Origin of the sequence: Legionella sp. ST3F1, assembly GCF_048553315.1 — a bacterium.
Taxonomy (GTDB): Bacteria; Pseudomonadota; Gammaproteobacteria; order Legionellales; family Legionellaceae; genus Tatlockia; species Tatlockia donaldsonii.
In genome coordinates, this window is record NZ_JBLZIO010000004.1 from 78,407 (window position 1) to 93,309 (window position 14,903).

Sequence of the window (14,903 nt, forward strand, 5' to 3'; positions counted from 1 at the left end):
GTTAAAATTTATTCTTTTTGATGTGTTTTGTTTATTTTAAGGGTATTGCCGCACTGGCATTTTTGTCCTTATCAAAATAATTCTTTATGAGAGTAAACAGAGCGCTGATGCCTATCCTATTGAGCTCCATTTCAACAAGGATGCTCGTTAAAATCCCGCTGATGAAAAAAGCGCCAAAGGATATGAAGAAGGCAGCACTGGGAAACAAGAACAGTGAAGGAATCAAAACAAGCCCTGCAAATATTCGATAAGCTATAGTTCCAGCCCGCCTTATTTGTTTTACAATCAATGAGCCTGTTCTTAGTTTGTGTTTCAATTGATAGTCAATCAAAATGTATTGATTTAATGAGCTGTAAATGAATAGAAAAACAAAAAGGCATAGTCCTAGAGCCATTAATGGCAGCCAGAAAAAAATGTAGATGAGCTCGTGTGTTGAAGTCTCCACCATCAACACCTTCCAATAAAAAGGGAGTGGAAGTAAAAATCCAAGAAGTATTGTTCCATATAGTTTAAAAAAAACATGCAAAAACAAACGCCTGTTCGCCTGGTAATACTCCTTGGCCGGCATAATATCCACGTCCAATGTTTTTAATGTTTCTATATCCAAGGCGATGGCCTCTTTTAATTCTTGTGAATTCATTTCTTCATTATTCATGGATAAGCTCCTTCTTTGGGGCTGATTTATCATGATGATCAACCCATTTAGTAAAATAGGCGGGTATGGCCACGTTGGTTTGCCCCAGTTTTTTACCTTCGCCTACATCGTTGTTTGTTGTTTCAACCGCTTGCTGGTATTGACTCTTTAAACGCCCTCCTCCACTGCTTGTTTTATTAACCGCCGCATCTACATGATTATTAATTTTTTGCTGCATACTTTGGGCTCTTGAAGCATCCATACCAATCCCCATAGTCTTTCCAGAATCCTCCAATGCATTACTGTTTTTGTGGTAGTCTGCTCTCATTTGTGACTCTTTTGAACTTAATGGATTTGCTGCATCCTGATAAAAGGAGTCAATCCGAGCATTTTTAGAAGCATTGCCGTATCGTGCGATTAAACCTTCTCGTTGCTCATGGATAAACTCATTAGCCAGCGTTTGTAATTGTTTTAATGAAGCCAGATCTGAAGGATTGGAATACAACGCATCACGAGTTACTTCATCAGTTCGACTTGCAACATATTTCGAGAAGGCCTGATTTAGATCGGTAGTAACTTGATCAGCGTTTGATTCCACATAACTCCTGGCCGTGCTAATGCGAGCGGCTTTAGACATCGAGGCATCATAGTTTTGGCTTGCCGTTTGCGCCTCCCTTAAATCGGTACCCATTTGATTCGAAAGGCTTGCCCCTTCCGAATGGCTGTTATCAAAATGATGGTTTTGTGCAAACTGGCTCACGTAATTAAGCGCCTGATTAAAGTCTTCTGCTTCCTTCGCTGACATGCTGCTGTCCGTCCCTTCATGGTAACGATCACTACTTGTTGATGACCTGTCGAACTTGGCATGACTATCAGCACCTCCTGTTGCTCCAAAAGCAAACCGCCCAATGCTTCCCAGCATGCTTTTTTCACTTGCAACTCCGGCGTGGACATTTAATCCAGCAGCGGTCATATGAGCCAGCGCATCTTCTTGGCTTATCCCTTCGCGTTTAGCTACATCCGAGGCAATATGCGTCATGGTCGATAATGCCTGGCTGTATTGACCGGATTCACTTTCAGACACTCCATCGCCCAAACGCATATCATGACCCTGCATTTTAGATAACTGCACGGCACTGTGCGCAAAACTGGACAAGGACGTTTGATAATGCTGACTTTCATTGGCTGCAGCCTGTCTGGATTCTTCAAAAGCCTGATTTAAAGAGCCGCTTATGGCCTTTGTATCTGATATGTGTACGGGGCCTCGTGACATCCCAGGATTTACGTCAAAAACAGCATCCCCATGGCTTGTGGTAGTCTTAAGCACACCACTTCCCAATTGTTCCGTGTGCATCCCATGCATGTTCGTCCAATTGGTATCGTGCTTGTTAGCCGAAACGTTATTGGCGCTGGTATTTTCATAGTTCATATTCCAACCACTGTAACTTGCCATTGAGATGTTACCTGCAGCTGCAGATTGCGCTTCACTGACTGACAAAGATTGTGCCATACCACCAAAATGCTGGGAGGATGTACTCAAAATCTGTCCCAATCCTTTCGTGATGTACAGGGCAATAACAGGAACACTTGCCGCCAATGCGCCTGCCGTATAGGCAAAATTACTGTGCATGCTGGCTAATGAATCGATATTAGAGAAGGTCACACCTCCTGTTTTTTGACCAAACAAAGTAATGGTGGTACTTGAGGCCATGGAAACAAACCAATGAAAAATAATAAACATCGGAGGCCATGACCAAAGGTAGATTTGAGATTGCACCCACAGGAAATAAGCGTTACTCAGGGTCGGAAAAAATGAAATCAAAACGACTAATGGAAAGATACACAGGGTCAACATCCACATCACGGTCATATAGTAAGGCAGGCGAAATCCTGCAAGCCAAAAGCTATTGGCTTCAGCGATGTGCATTTTTTGGGTGCTGTCCGTATTGGTGTAATTCATGAGTGCGGCATCAGCTCCTGAGAAAGCAAAAGCATCGGCTGCGGCATCTCGGGTCGCATTAATTAAGATATTTTGGGTGAGTGTTTCGGCAGCATCTTCGGTAATATTCATGTAATATTTATGAGCGGCCTCCAACCTGTCACCAAAAGTCTTTTCGCCAGGCAACGAACTGCTGTCTGTGTTGCGTGATGTTAAAGCGCCTGTGGTTACCAGATGATTAAGACGCTCCAACTCCAATTTCGCTGCAATGGGTAGTCGAGTCTTCAAATTGGCTGCTGCATCACCACAACTTAAATTGACTCCATTGTGCAGAATTACCCGATAAATGGGTGATGGCTCCTCAAAATAGGTTTTAGAAAGATGAGCACTTTGGGTCAGCTCTTGAGGGCTTAATTGATGGCTTGCCAAAAGTTTTGCCGTAAACACGCATTGGCGGATATAGGACGATAGGTCTTGTGCCAAATCAGGCGACATGGAGAGCCTTGTCTGAGTTGCTGCAAGCCAAGTCCTTGCACCAAAAATCATTCCTGTTTTGTTGTACTCCAGGCTATCTGGCATGCGAAATACATCACTAAAGGCAGTCGTAATTCCATACCCCATGCCACTAATCAATGAGGCAGGTAAAGCAACGCCTAGCGGTACATGATCAACCGTTAAGGCTTCCCCTGCTCCTTCGGCTGTCTGCATGTCAATAATAGCCACAGGCACTTTAATGCCCAGCACGCAATACATGACTAAAAAGGTGGTCAGCATAAAGCGAGTTAATGATTCGAGCTTTTTCCCCATCACGAACTGATAACCGACCATACTAACGGATAGAATCATGATAATGTCACACGCCGTACTAAAGGTAGATTCAGTAAGCAAAGTGGCCATACCATCAAGCAACTCTTTTAAATAAATCCCATTTTGTGGGGTATAGATTAATAATGGGCTCATTGTGCGCCTCCGGTATAGGATTGTCTTAAGATGGGATTAAGGGCATTCAGTGCCTGCTTCACGTTGTTTTGAACCAATTGATTGGTGGTCAGTGCCGCATTAAAACGTGCTCTTGATTCGCTATTAAAATTATCTACAAATTGTTGTGCAACCTGCAGATTTTTAAATAGTTTTTCTTCATGGGCATTTCCTATATCACGCCCTGCAAGGGATGCTCGAATCACTTCAAGTGAGTTTGCAAGATATTGGGCAAGCAAATCCGTTGCTACACTCTGGGCAAGCTCATAACTGCTTTGTATGCCAATATTCTGCTGTGCGCTGGCTGAAATAAGCTGAAATACGGACGGCTGGGTGAGTTCAATTAACCCTTTTTGTTGGGGCGTTAAGGCTGTCCCTGATTTGATATTCTCATAAACTCCCTGCAGGATGGCCTGTACTTGAGATACCAGAGCGTCTTTACTGCTAATCTCCTGGCTTCCTTTCACATTGATGGCAACACATTTCATCGGCTTATTCGAATCAGTACATTTATAGCTGGGCAATTTGCCTCCATAAAGCAAGGCTTTTACAAAATCCTGATTAGTCGCTAAAGAGGGGTACGTTTGCATCCCTCCTTTGGCATCAAATACCAGCGTTCCTGAAATCGACATATAGACTTCTGAAATTTCTGTATCTGATTTGATGAATTCATTCAGTTGTAATGCATCCCAAACTACGTTGGTATTCAAAAGAGCCCTGTCTTTATATTCTGAATCGTTTTTTGCCTGTTCCAATCGTTTTTCAATCTCCCCTCCTGTCGAACATTTATGTCGGGCTTCTGCCCAATCGGTGTATACATTACGGTTACGCCCGATGTCCTCACACAAACGCTGATGTGCCGCTCTATTTTTGGGATAAAGCGCTGCAGTCAGATTTTCTCCCATCTCACACGAATTAAAATTAGTTCCATTAATGTCATTTGCCAGCTTTTGCATGTACTGCATGGCATGAGCAATTTCAGGCAGCTCGGTCTCGAGTGCCAGGTTCATTGCATAGCCTGCCCCGTTACTTAAAATGTTCTGCATGAATGAAACTATCTGCTCTGATTTAATAAAGGAAAAACCACCTGCAAAAATATCAATTCCGCCACATCCTGAGCGAAAACCAGGTACATCAACGTGAGCTATCTGAATGGAGCGCACTTGATTTCTGGCATAGACTGAGCCTAATGATGCAAATCCTGCTGCCTGTGATTCATAGGAATGGCTACCTGTGACATTCGCAGAATAACCAAGATTATTAAAAAAATGATTTAAATCGGCACTGGCTGATGCATGAACACCATTTCCTGCCACGCAAGTAAAAGACGCAACAACGGCTAGCACAAGAGCTCTAATCATTAAATTTCTCCTCAATGTGTTGCTTTAATTCATGAACTCTTTGTGCCAGCTGATAAGGAGTTGCTTCTCCAAACAAGACAGCGTAGGCTTCCAGGGTATGTCGATTGACTAAAAACAAGGCGGGAACCGTAGGCTTATACCCTCCTGATACATAGAACGTTTGAAAAAGTTCAGGTGTTAATGGTGTGGTATCGAGTCCATCCAGGGATTCTCCATCCAGGCTAAAAGCACGAACCTTAATATGGAATGTTTCTGAAAAATCCTTTAATACAGGGGAGAATTTTTTACAATGTGGGCAGGTGCTTCGATAAATAAATGCAAAATAATAATTTTTAGATAAATCTTTAGCTTCAGCTGATTCCTTTTGTGCAAAAGCTTTAGGGGCTTGCTTTTTCAATAACAGTGCATTGAGTTCTTCAACTGCCACATTGGCGTGCAAAGGACTAATTACAGAAAAAAGCAGTAAAAAAATGATGCGAACAATCATGCTTCAAACCCCTCATAGCTGTATCGTTTGTAATGAGTCGCCACATCCAGCAGACGTTCCTTTAATTCGGTTGTGGAGACAAATCCGTAGGACAAGGGCGACATGTGTTGTGTTTTTAAATCAACAAGAAACAGTGCAGGCATGTAGCGTGACTGCAAATTCATTGTTTTTTGTATTTCATGAAGAGGTATGTTTTTAGGATTAGGCAGACCTTCAATAGGTTGCCCATCTGTCGTGACTGAAATCATGGAAAAATGGGTCAAATTGACGAATGGAACAAGATGAGTGATGAATTTTTGCGAAATGGAACTGTTCCCTTTGTAAAAAAGGATTAATCCATAACGTTTCGCCCCTTCTCTGACTACCCTCTCCATTAAAAGATTCATTGAATCATTGCGAATGGCCACAGCCGTATTGTCGGTTGGAAAATTTAAGGAATGATCCAGCTCAGGATGAGACAACAGAACCTGTTGCCAGTACTGGACAAATTTCTGATTGTTTTTGGCATACACCTGCTGGGCTTTCATGTACTCATAGGTTGCATCAAATGATGGGGCAATTAATGCCGTTGCGAGCTTATTCATTGTGGCTTTGCGGACTTCCATGAGCTGCTCATAAGGAGTCAGCGAAGGCTTTGATACCTTTGGATTTTGAACAGGTTTCACCTGATGCTCTTTGTTTTCTGTACTGTACCAATGAAACCCATGAGCGGGTGGACTTACTAAATCAGCCATGACCGGCATGGAAAGTAACATTAAAATAATAGTGAATAATCTCATTTTTGTTCCGCCTTTTTCTGGACTCGCCGTTTGATTTCATCCATGGTTTTTGAAGCGTCGGGGCTATTTAAAACGACATCGCCTACAATTCCTGCTTCTTTTGTTGGCTGTCCCTGGGGAAATGGATACACAGGGTTTAAAAAATCGATGCGTCCCATATCAAGGCTTTGTAATTCATTCACACTGAGCCCCGCACAGCGTGTATGCTCTGCATCTCCTAAAGCGTTGGGATTTAATTGTCTTAAACGTCCTTCGGCCTGGATAATGCGCGCCATTTTGCTGTCAAAGACACAATAGGTGCGTTTGTGCTCCAGACAGGTGCCAAAAATGGGATCTTTCTGGCTGCAAAACTCGCCTACATAATGAGCCAGGTAATTCAATTTGGCTTTGCCTAAAGCCTTATCTTCTTCACGACACAAATCGATATGGAGTTTGTCAGCCCAGCCTTCATTCGAACAACAATCAATAATGTCCCAAACCCAGATTTTGCACTGCACAGGATGGCCTGAAAATAAGGTAGCCTGCGTTTTACCAAACTCAGCGCCAGCAGCCCCTGCAACGGCCATGGGTGCCATGGCCTCTCCAAAACCATCATTCTGAGTTGCTGCATGTTCCGTGCAGTCTCCATCGGCACAAAAGAGATCTCGCACACAGGCCACAGGCTGTGGGCAGACTGTCTCATCGCAACGATATACCTGCTCATAGAGCGAGCAGGTATTATTGTTCATTAATGTGCAGCGCGAGCTTGCCTGTAAGCATCCTTTTTCCCGTTGCGTTTTACATTCATCGGCTGCAGCGGATGCACACTGGTATCGTGCATTAAGCTCCCAGCAATCACGGGTGACGGGCAGACCATTAATGACACGGGTTGGATTGGAATCAGTACACTGCTCTTGTGTTTTTTGACATAGGTTGTTTGTCTCAAGAGTGGCGCATTCATTATCCCAGTGCTCTTCTTCCACATAGGATTTGGAATGGGCATTAATCGTCAATGCCACCTGAATTGGGTAATAGCGACTGAACTTATCTGAAATATACAAGGTGATTACGCCTCCATTCTGGCAAGTTGGGAGTCCCACAACATGCACCCAATGAGCAGAACCACCATTATTTAAAATGGAGTGAACCGTGGCTTTCATTTCTTCACAGGGATGATTTAACTTCACAGGATTGGTTAAGTGCCCGCCTGCGCTATTGGTCATGGCGCCCGTTATAAGATTAACCGCAATAAGCCCCGTCCATTTTTTATGAACCCATACCTCAAAATCAGCTCTTTGACTTAAACGCTCGGTATTCACGGTTACTTTACGTTTTTTAAAACACTGCTGCTCGGGCAATTGCCTTGATGTATGACAGATTTCCTCATGCGATTTAATTTGACAAGCCTGTGGTTTTTCATCACATTTGACTCGCTCATTGGATTGTCCATGAGTAATGGCATAACTTTCTTCTTCAATTAATTTAGCGTTTTTAATCGCTTCATTTTTGGTATTGATTTCAAATTGGCGCTGACCAAAATGCTCAGTCACAGTACGTCCACCGGCATCATTGTGTAAGGCATTGGCAGCAAAGGTACTTAAATCGGTTTTTTCAGTTTCAACCCCCTGATAATGAAGCGATTGCGAGGGAGTTTCCGTATAGTCTTTGAAGGTATTCTGGGGCTTAAATTCATTCATGGCGCTCAGTGGTTGATTCCCCAAAGATTTTGCGTATTCTTTTAATTTCTGAAAGTCTTGGGCTGTTGTATTGGCAGCCGAGAAAGTGCAAAAACCAAAAATACAGGCGATGGCCAACAAACTTCTAAACATGGCCTTTCTCCAAAATGGTGGCCGCTAATGTCGCTCCTGCGTCTCCTTTCTGGGCGATGAGCTCGAGTCCTTTTTTAATGCTTGCATTGCCATACACTACATCAAACGGTTGATTGGTGCAGGGCTGCCCTGAACCGCAAGACCTGGAGGGCTCTGTTACTACAAGCGCTGGAACCGTTGTAATGTGGAATTGATTAAACCAGACTGGATCAATAGAAATTCCCTTAAAGTTCAAATGCTGCTTTTGGGCTTCGCTATTAAGACGTTTAAATGTTTCTATGGTCTGTTTAAAATCACCATCCACTAACCCATTAATGACCACGGGAATATGAAACCGTGCTGCTTCATCGCTCAATGCAAATAAAAGTGAGTCGGGCATGGAAAAGGATACAAATAAAATGGCACCTTCAGCTCCCTGCGGTTTTTGATTGCTTTGTAAACCGTCTGTGCTGCGTTGCATGAGTGTATCAATTAATAATTGGTGCTCTGATTGATTCCGTGAGGACGTGCGCTTTAACGTTTCAATTGTCTTATTCGAAATGGTTGATACCTGGTGAGCCCCCTCCTCTTGATAATGCCTTAACTCATCATTAGTGTTTGCAAAGCATCCGCCAATCCCAGTTAGAAACAGAATAATGATTTTAATGTAGTGCGCCATGAAAGGCCTCCTTATAAAAAGCAACAATTTCTCTTGCGCCAAATCATGAAACCAAAATTATCCCCATCCCCAGGATAGGTATGTCCGGCTTCCCAGGTAATGACTGAACGGCCAAAGGGCTGGCAGCGTTTTGCATCAGGCAATGTATTGACTAATTGGTAGCGATACCGGCTTTTAGGTAAAATGGAAGAGCGATAGGTGCTACAAAGTGCAGGCCAATCTTTACCAACGGAATCTTTAATTGCTCCAAGGCGATGAAGCTTAAAGTCGGTGCGTTCTGTCAGAAGCGTTGCGGCACTAATGGGACTTGCCTGATTGGCAACAAAACCATTGAGAGGATAGGTAGAGCCTTGAGCGCCCATGCACCAGAATAAAGAATCCATGGCCGTCCCTGCCAATGCTTTGGTTGCATCTGCAGCACAAGACGCACGCACTGGCGGTGTGGTAAATAAAGTGGCCTCAGGATTAAGAACAAAAGCAAACTCAGAGTCATTCCATGTTGGATCAAGTTCACTCAAATACATCACATCAAAATCTTGTGTCTCCATACAGCCGATGGAAGTGAGTACCTGCAGCCAATACATCAGTGGGTATTTGTACCAATGCACGTAATAAAATGCGCCCCGCCCATCGGTATCAGGCATTTGTGAACCACCCAGCCCCTGATCTTTAATGTGTAATTGCACCCCAAGATTCACCATGCAATAAGGCTTTCGTGTCACATCCACTAACGCAAAGGGTTCCCAATAACCTATGGTCACTCCTAAAAGCTGTAATTTGTTTGGGCAGGAACAGACAGGGCTGCCAGGGTTTTTCGTATCAGGATATTGGCTCTTTACCACTTCGGAGGAGCCAATGGTTAATGGGAACAAACAATCCCAGCAAATGTCGGTTATAGGATTGACAAAATGCCCCTTACATTGTGATGCCTGCAGTGAACCTATGAAGAATAAGCCCACAATAATCGAATAGAAGAATCGTTTATTCATCGTTCACTCCAATTTCTTTAACCTGCCAATCAAGACCTTCCTGGCTGACTATGCTTGGAACGTGTTGAAGGTGAAGCTTGGATGAAATGATGCCGTTCACATCAAAATAAATTCGACCAAAAAGCTCTGCAGCAACTCGAACATCCCCACCGGTCAAAATAAATTTAACGTGCTTAAAGTCGGTGTAATGTTTTTTAACCCAGGCAACCTGTCCTGCATCATCTGCATTAAAAAAAATCAGGGTTTTAAGGAAGTGAACACGCTCAAATGGATTGATCCGAGTTCCTGCTTTTGCAATTAAATGTCCATCAGGTGTCCAGACATCATGAGATACAGTCACTGCCGGTGAAATGCGAAACGTCTTAGGCTTGCGAGTCGTGCTCAATGCTAAAGGGTTTGGCCTCATCGCTTGACGTGCGGCTTTCTGCTCTAAATCGCGTTGAACATGCTCTAAATCACCGCTTTGCTGCAATGCATAGAGTTTGTTCATAATGACTTTCCTTATATCCTCTTCATTGACAGGGAATGTCTGACCATAATGACCTATATTTTTTGCATGACCCACAGGTTCTAATAGACAGAAAAAACATAGAATAAGGAGAAAAAATCGTTTACTAGCGCGCTTCATGTTTTATCCTTGTTATGGTCAAGGCAATAAGCTCATCCGTCACATCCACATGGGACGGTTTAAAACTCGACAATACGGACGCACTCACAAGGGTTACCTGATGTGACGCCCCATAATCCTTGATGACTTCTGGGAGGGTGCGTGAAAAGCGCTCCATTATTTTTAATTGTTCTTCATGAGTCAGTTTGGAACGAGCAAGCATTACCGAAGGCGCTTCAATGGCACGATTCATGTCAACTACCAAAAGAGGAAAAGGCTTAGGCCACATCACCAAAATACCCGCCAGAATTCCAATTAATCCGCCAATTCCTGCAAAGACCCAGTGCATGGTTTTGAATCGGTTAAGCAGCATAAGACCTCCCATAATGCTCCTTTGCCACTCGCGATACGGCATCAAGAAATAACAGTCCCTGTGCCACGTAATTAATGACTGCCTGATAATCATCACCATCGGAAGATAAAAGCACGCGAGTAAACGGATCCACAAACAAGCGATGAAAGGAGGAAATACCATTAGCACGCAGCAAGACTTGAGAAAAACCCGCTTCTTTCGCTATTGGGAATGATTTGAGAATAGTCATCTCGTAGTCTGAAAAAGTCTCATGCTTTTTTTGATGCTCTAAAAGCGGTGATTCCTCTTGTAAAAAAACAAGCTTTAATGCGGAATTTTCCCAGGCGGCTCGCGCCTCTGAAAATTCGAAATAATCCTCAATCCCCTGGGTAATCGTGACAAATGATGCTTTATGCCGCCGACCAGTACGAAAGCCTTTGGTAATAAAGTTCACCGCAATTGAATCTCCTGTAAAAAATGACCAGGCTTCATCAATGATGCACATCTTTTGTTTGTTCCTGTCTGAGTTGAACATACGTCTTTGAAACTGGGAAATAACGGACAGAAGAACAGGGGCGCGAATACTTTGATTGTCCTCAATTTCCTTTAAGTCCACTACAATCATACGAGCATCAGGTGATAGTTGAGATGGTTCATTAAACGCTTTGCCATGCTCTGAGGCAGAACAGTAACGCTGGAGGTTCTTAGACAAAATGCGCGCTGTAGGATAAGTTTCGCGGTCGTGCTCGTACAACGACAATAAGACTCCTGCAACCTCATCAATGCGTGTTTGATTCTGAGTTGTTCCAAAAGCGGTTAAAATGGCTTCTCTTAAAGTGCCTCGGTCGTCATCTGTAGCACCGCTGGTTGGGCAGGTTAATAATTCAAACAAGGCAATAATGTCATCAATCTCCCGTAAAATGTCCGTTACATGGGTAAAGGGATTCATCGCCAAATTGCTGTATTCAAGATAAGTCCCACCGAGCGCCTCACACAGTTTTCTATAGCTCCCACCTACATCAATAATGAAAATATCTCCGCCATTAAATAGGATATTGAGCATCAGCATCTGAATGAAAAAGCTTTTTCCACCGCCCGAGGTTCCGGTGACAGCCATGTTGTAATTGCTGCCAAATACACCAGAGAAAGGATCGATGCAGGCAAATTGATCGCGCATGGTAGGCAACAAGATACCCTTACCTACTCCGCGCCAGTCAGAAAGAATGGGCATGTATTGAGTTGCATTCCATGAAGAAATTGGCCACATCATTGTGGGAAGAGAAAAATCCTTAACCAGATTTCCTGTGAAAAAAAACGGCATCGATACTAAAAAATAGGGACATTGCATGCGTTTACACAATGCCAGTTTAATGTCATTAAACGCAAATACTGTGCGAGCAGCTTCTACATCACGCTCTTTCTCATGAGGTCTTGAAAAAAGAACCACGTTATAAAGCATCTTTACAGAGCGAGTCTTTTGTGAGGATAAATCATCACGAAAGGTACGCCATACCCGTGCCTGCTCCTCCGTTCCCGCCACATTTAATGCGTAATCACTTTTAGATTTTTTATCCAAATCACGGGTTTTACGATTCGCCCTACCCTGAGCGCGTCCTTGCTCTTCGACCAGATAGATGACCGAGATGATGTGATTGCAGGATATTCTTTTATCAGGATGAAAAATATTGCTGGTATTATTAATGTTCTCCCATAAACAATACTGGCGAGGCAGGCGATCAATGGTCAGAACAGATACTGCTGTTTCATAAGCACGCCCAGATTCATTAACCCCTTTAATCACTACTTCATTATTTTTAAATTCAATATCAAAGTCATGAGACAGTGCCTGCTCTTTGAGTAATTTGGTTTTATCATAAATCACAGGGCGTGGAGTAATGACATCAGGGCAATTATCCAGATAAAAGTGAAGCAAATGCAAAAAATCAGTTGCATCCGCTTGCTTGAATCCAATTTTTGCAGCACTTAAGGATGCTTCAAACGAAACGCGAAACTGGCCAAAACAGGCTTTTAAATCACTCTCGGATTCTTTTTTGATTTTATCAATAACGATATAGCAATCTGTATGCGTTAATCGCGGTGAAAGCATCGTGTTGGTTTTAAAACCATGGATGGCGGCTTTTTGATAAAAGGCCTTAAGGTTATCTCCTAACAGGCTTAAATTTTCAAATTCGCTTTTTGCAAACTGGGAAGTAAACGCTTCAATATCATTCCCAACTTGATTGTGTTTGACGCAAATCAACTGTAAGGTGAACTCATGCGACACTTTAGATTGAAGCAGCGTATCCAGTTGTTCCGCTATGTGTTCATTCGCACCTGTTAAAGGAATAATGCGATAAATTAATCCTGCGTTGTATTCGTTAAAAAATAGCTTCGATTCCTCATCAAAATATTGATAAGGCAGTATTTTTTCAGTAAACGAAGGATATTGATGTGTCTTGAGGTCAAAATCGAGATCATTGCCCGTTAGCCCTTTGTCATTCCAGGTCTCCTTTAGCAACTCATAAGTATCTTGGACCCATTCTATAGCGTTTGTAAACATGGCTTCTCTCCTGTGAACTGGTCAGCGCCTACTTATAACCTGAATAAAGAACCTGGCTTTTTGCTTGCTGCACGAATTGACCATCGGGTGTGTAGCGTTTTTCCTGTACCATGCGATTCACCATCTCCATGCTTTGACAACCACCCCTGTCAGCAAAGGGGCATCTGGCATCCTCGTTGTCCAGGATGGATTTGGAGCAGGCAGATAACTGCGACACTAAGAAAAGGGTACTCAATAAAAATAGAGGTTTAATCATGAAGTGGCTCCTCATTTTGTACGGTTGAAAATAATGGGGTAGTGGGTTGTCCTGGTTGATTTAATAGTGGATTCTCAACAGGATTAACGGTTTGAACCATGGGCTCTTGATTATTGGACTGCATCAATGAAGCGCCATTCACAGGGTGTGTATTTAATTCATAGGCACGGCTTACAGTGGTTGTAACCCCAGACTCGTTTTGGGCACGTCCTTCATTGATGGCGCGTCCTGACTCATACACCTGATGTTCTTTGTCTATCCAAAAGCCTTTAGTAAATAAAACTGAAACACGACGACCAGCACGTGCCACAACCAGTGGATGGTAAATATCGGCAATGCGCATTACATAATCTGAAATACGATTGGCAGGATTACTAAGCGCACCACCAGCAGCCGATTGAGCAAGGGTTGATGCCTGCCCATAGGTTGTAATGGTGCCTGCCCCTGGATTGATTGTTTGAGCGGTATTTAAATTCTTTAAACCATCACCAAATCCTGCCAGCATGCCTGCCGCTGCCGAATAGGTTAACAGAGGTTTTGTTTTTAAAATGGAAGTCCCGCGTAAATCCTGCATGGCATCCAAATCAAATACAGAGCCGTAGGCCTTTTGTTCAAAATTGATATTGTTTCCTGCGCAAGACAGTGTTTCTAAATGCATCACCACGGAGCTTCCTGATAAATCACCATAAGTGGATACCAGTGCGACACAGTCTTCCAGATGAGAATGCTGGTTGTTAGGCATGATTCCTCCGCTGGTAAGGCGGATTAAAGCAGTTCCCATATTTTTTGAGCCGTTTATTCCTGCATCACCTAAAACCCCAGTCAGCAACACTCCTTCAACAAAGGTTCCCGCCCAAACGTAATTTTTAGCGGTTCGTACTTCCTTGTTTCTTTTGTTCCGGTTGTTAAATTGCACTGTTTCCAGTCCTGATTTTGCCAGCAGTTCGCGCTCTGCCTGATGCTTTTTCTTTTGCTGTGCTTCCATTTCTTCACGAGTTGGCGGCCTTACGGTGACCAGGCTTGCCTGACGGGTAGAAACCAGTGCAACCTGTAATTGTTCGTTCATTTTTTTATTTTCTTCTTCAAGGTGTGCAAGCTGCTCTTTCATGGCCTGGATCAAGGCTTTTGTTTCCGAATTTTCTGTATTCACAGGTGCTGCTTCCTGCTGTTTTTTATGATGTTCTGCCACTAACTCTTTTAAAGAATCAATTTGTTGCTGCTGTTGCAGAAGGAGTGCTTCGTCACTGCCCTGGTTAAAAGTACTTTCAAAAATACTCTCGAACGAAGCTTCTTCCTGGTGGATTGGCTTTTTTTTCTCAGCCGATGAGTAACAATAAAATCCATAGGACGCGCCACCCACCAGTAATAGAATGGCTGCATGCTTCAATTGTTCCTTTTTAGCGAGCTTATTGGCGTTTTGAGGCTTTAGCGTCAACCATTGTTTTATTTTTTTAAACATTACCTACTCTCCTTCCAACTCATTTTAAGCCGCTCC

At 43.2% G+C, this 14,903-nt stretch carries 13 protein-coding genes; all 13 read right to left on the minus strand.

The window, feature by feature from the left end:
* Window positions 1–31: 31 nt before the first annotated feature.
* Genes ACN4Z1_RS04560 through ACN4Z1_RS04620 form a run of 13 tightly spaced genes read right to left on the minus strand, consistent with a single transcriptional unit; the run spans window position 32 to window position 14,867 of the window.
* Window positions 32–655, minus strand: coding sequence for a hypothetical protein (locus ACN4Z1_RS04560; RefSeq protein ID WP_058478481.1), 624 nt, complete (start codon window positions 653–655; stop codon window positions 32–34).
* Window positions 648–3,533 carry a conjugal transfer protein TraG N-terminal domain-containing protein gene (locus ACN4Z1_RS04565; protein WP_058478480.1) on the minus strand — a complete coding sequence of 962 codons (2,886 nt, stop codon included), beginning with the start codon at window positions 3,531–3,533 and terminating at the stop codon, window positions 648–650. Before ACN4Z1_RS04565 ends, ACN4Z1_RS04560 begins: the two co-directional genes overlap by 8 nt.
* Window positions 3,530–4,912: a conjugal transfer protein TraH gene (locus ACN4Z1_RS04570; protein ID WP_021582612.1), complete on the minus strand. Its 1,383-nt coding sequence runs from the start codon at window positions 4,910–4,912 to the stop codon at window positions 3,530–3,532. Before ACN4Z1_RS04570 ends, ACN4Z1_RS04565 begins: the two co-directional genes overlap by 4 nt.
* Window positions 4,905–5,399, minus strand: a complete 495-nt coding sequence (gene trbB / locus ACN4Z1_RS04575; RefSeq protein ID WP_021582611.1) for a type-F conjugative transfer system pilin assembly thiol-disulfide isomerase TrbB — start codon at window positions 5,397–5,399, stop codon at window positions 4,905–4,907. Before trbB ends, ACN4Z1_RS04570 begins: the two co-directional genes overlap by 8 nt.
* Window positions 5,396–6,178, minus strand: a complete 783-nt coding sequence (gene traF / locus ACN4Z1_RS04580) for a type-F conjugative transfer system pilin assembly protein TraF (protein ID WP_021460428.1) — start codon at window positions 6,176–6,178, stop codon at window positions 5,396–5,398. Before traF ends, trbB begins: the two co-directional genes overlap by 4 nt.
* A complete protein-coding gene (traN, locus tag ACN4Z1_RS04585; RefSeq protein ID WP_021582610.1) occupies window positions 6,175–7,986 on the minus strand; it encodes a type-F conjugative transfer system mating-pair stabilization protein TraN in 1,812 nt (603 codons plus the stop codon). The genes traF and traN overlap by 4 nt, the downstream gene beginning before the upstream one ends.
* Window positions 7,979–8,644 (minus strand): type-F conjugative transfer system pilin assembly protein TrbC, encoded by a 666-nt coding sequence (gene trbC, locus ACN4Z1_RS04590; protein WP_021460425.1) that lies wholly within the window; start codon window positions 8,642–8,644, stop codon window positions 7,979–7,981. The genes traN and trbC overlap by 8 nt, the downstream gene beginning before the upstream one ends.
* A gap of 11 nt (window positions 8,645–8,655) precedes the next feature.
* The gene (gene traU, locus ACN4Z1_RS04595) at window positions 8,656–9,633 is read right to left on the minus strand and encodes a conjugal transfer pilus assembly protein TraU (RefSeq protein ID WP_025520153.1); all 978 of its coding nucleotides are present in this window, start codon (window positions 9,631–9,633) and stop codon (window positions 8,656–8,658) included.
* On the minus strand, window positions 9,626–10,261 hold the full coding sequence (gene traW, locus ACN4Z1_RS04600) for a type-F conjugative transfer system protein TraW (RefSeq protein ID WP_058478476.1): 636 nt from the start codon (window positions 10,259–10,261) through the stop codon (window positions 9,626–9,628). Before traW ends, traU begins: the two co-directional genes overlap by 8 nt.
* Window positions 10,248–10,625 carry a pilus assembly protein gene (locus ACN4Z1_RS04605; protein ID WP_419388092.1) on the minus strand — a complete coding sequence of 126 codons (378 nt, stop codon included), beginning with the start codon at window positions 10,623–10,625 and terminating at the stop codon, window positions 10,248–10,250. Before ACN4Z1_RS04605 ends, traW begins: the two co-directional genes overlap by 14 nt.
* Complete coding sequence (gene traC, locus ACN4Z1_RS04610) at window positions 10,603–13,152, minus strand: type IV secretion system protein TraC (RefSeq protein WP_021460421.1); 2,550 nt, start codon at window positions 13,150–13,152, stop codon at window positions 10,603–10,605. Before traC ends, ACN4Z1_RS04605 begins: the two co-directional genes overlap by 23 nt.
* Before the next feature lie 28 nt (window positions 13,153–13,180).
* Window positions 13,181–13,408 carry a hypothetical protein gene (locus ACN4Z1_RS04615; RefSeq protein WP_021460420.1) on the minus strand — a complete coding sequence of 76 codons (228 nt, stop codon included), beginning with the start codon at window positions 13,406–13,408 and terminating at the stop codon, window positions 13,181–13,183.
* Window positions 13,401–14,867, minus strand: coding sequence for a TraB/VirB10 family protein (locus ACN4Z1_RS04620; RefSeq protein ID WP_042238376.1), 1,467 nt, complete (start codon window positions 14,865–14,867; stop codon window positions 13,401–13,403). Before ACN4Z1_RS04620 ends, ACN4Z1_RS04615 begins: the two co-directional genes overlap by 8 nt.
* Window positions 14,868–14,903: the final 36 nt, after the last annotated feature.

Coding starts and splice junctions, on each gene's coding strand:
- ACN4Z1_RS04560 (WP_058478481.1), bottom strand. CDS start 655: ATGAATAATGAAGAAATGAATTCACAAGAATTAAAAGAGGCCATCGCC.
- trbB (WP_021582611.1), bottom strand. CDS start 5,399: ATGATTGTTCGCATCATTTTTTTACTGCTTTTTTCTGTAATTAGTCCT.
- ACN4Z1_RS04570 (WP_021582612.1), bottom strand. CDS start 4,912: ATGATTAGAGCTCTTGTGCTAGCCGTTGTTGCGTCTTTTACTTGCGTG.
- traU (WP_025520153.1), bottom strand. CDS start 9,633: ATGAATAAACGATTCTTCTATTCGATTATTGTGGGCTTATTCTTCATA.
- traN (WP_021582610.1), bottom strand. CDS start 7,986: ATGTTTAGAAGTTTGTTGGCCATCGCCTGTATTTTTGGTTTTTGCACT.
- ACN4Z1_RS04565 (WP_058478480.1), bottom strand. CDS start 3,533: ATGAGCCCATTATTAATCTATACCCCACAAAATGGGATTTATTTAAAA.
- traW (WP_058478476.1), bottom strand. CDS start 10,261: ATGAAGCGCGCTAGTAAACGATTTTTTCTCCTTATTCTATGTTTTTTC.
- ACN4Z1_RS04615 (WP_021460420.1), bottom strand. CDS start 13,408: ATGATTAAACCTCTATTTTTATTGAGTACCCTTTTCTTAGTGTCGCAG.
- trbC (WP_021460425.1), bottom strand. CDS start 8,644: ATGGCGCACTACATTAAAATCATTATTCTGTTTCTAACTGGGATTGGC.
- traF (WP_021460428.1), bottom strand. CDS start 6,178: ATGAGATTATTCACTATTATTTTAATGTTACTTTCCATGCCGGTCATG.
- traC (WP_021460421.1), bottom strand. CDS start 13,152: ATGTTTACAAACGCTATAGAATGGGTCCAAGATACTTATGAGTTGCTA.
- ACN4Z1_RS04620 (WP_042238376.1), bottom strand. CDS start 14,867: ATGTTTAAAAAAATAAAACAATGGTTGACGCTAAAGCCTCAAAACGCC.
- ACN4Z1_RS04605 (WP_419388092.1), bottom strand. CDS start 10,625: ATGGGAGGTCTTATGCTGCTTAACCGATTCAAAACCATGCACTGGGTC.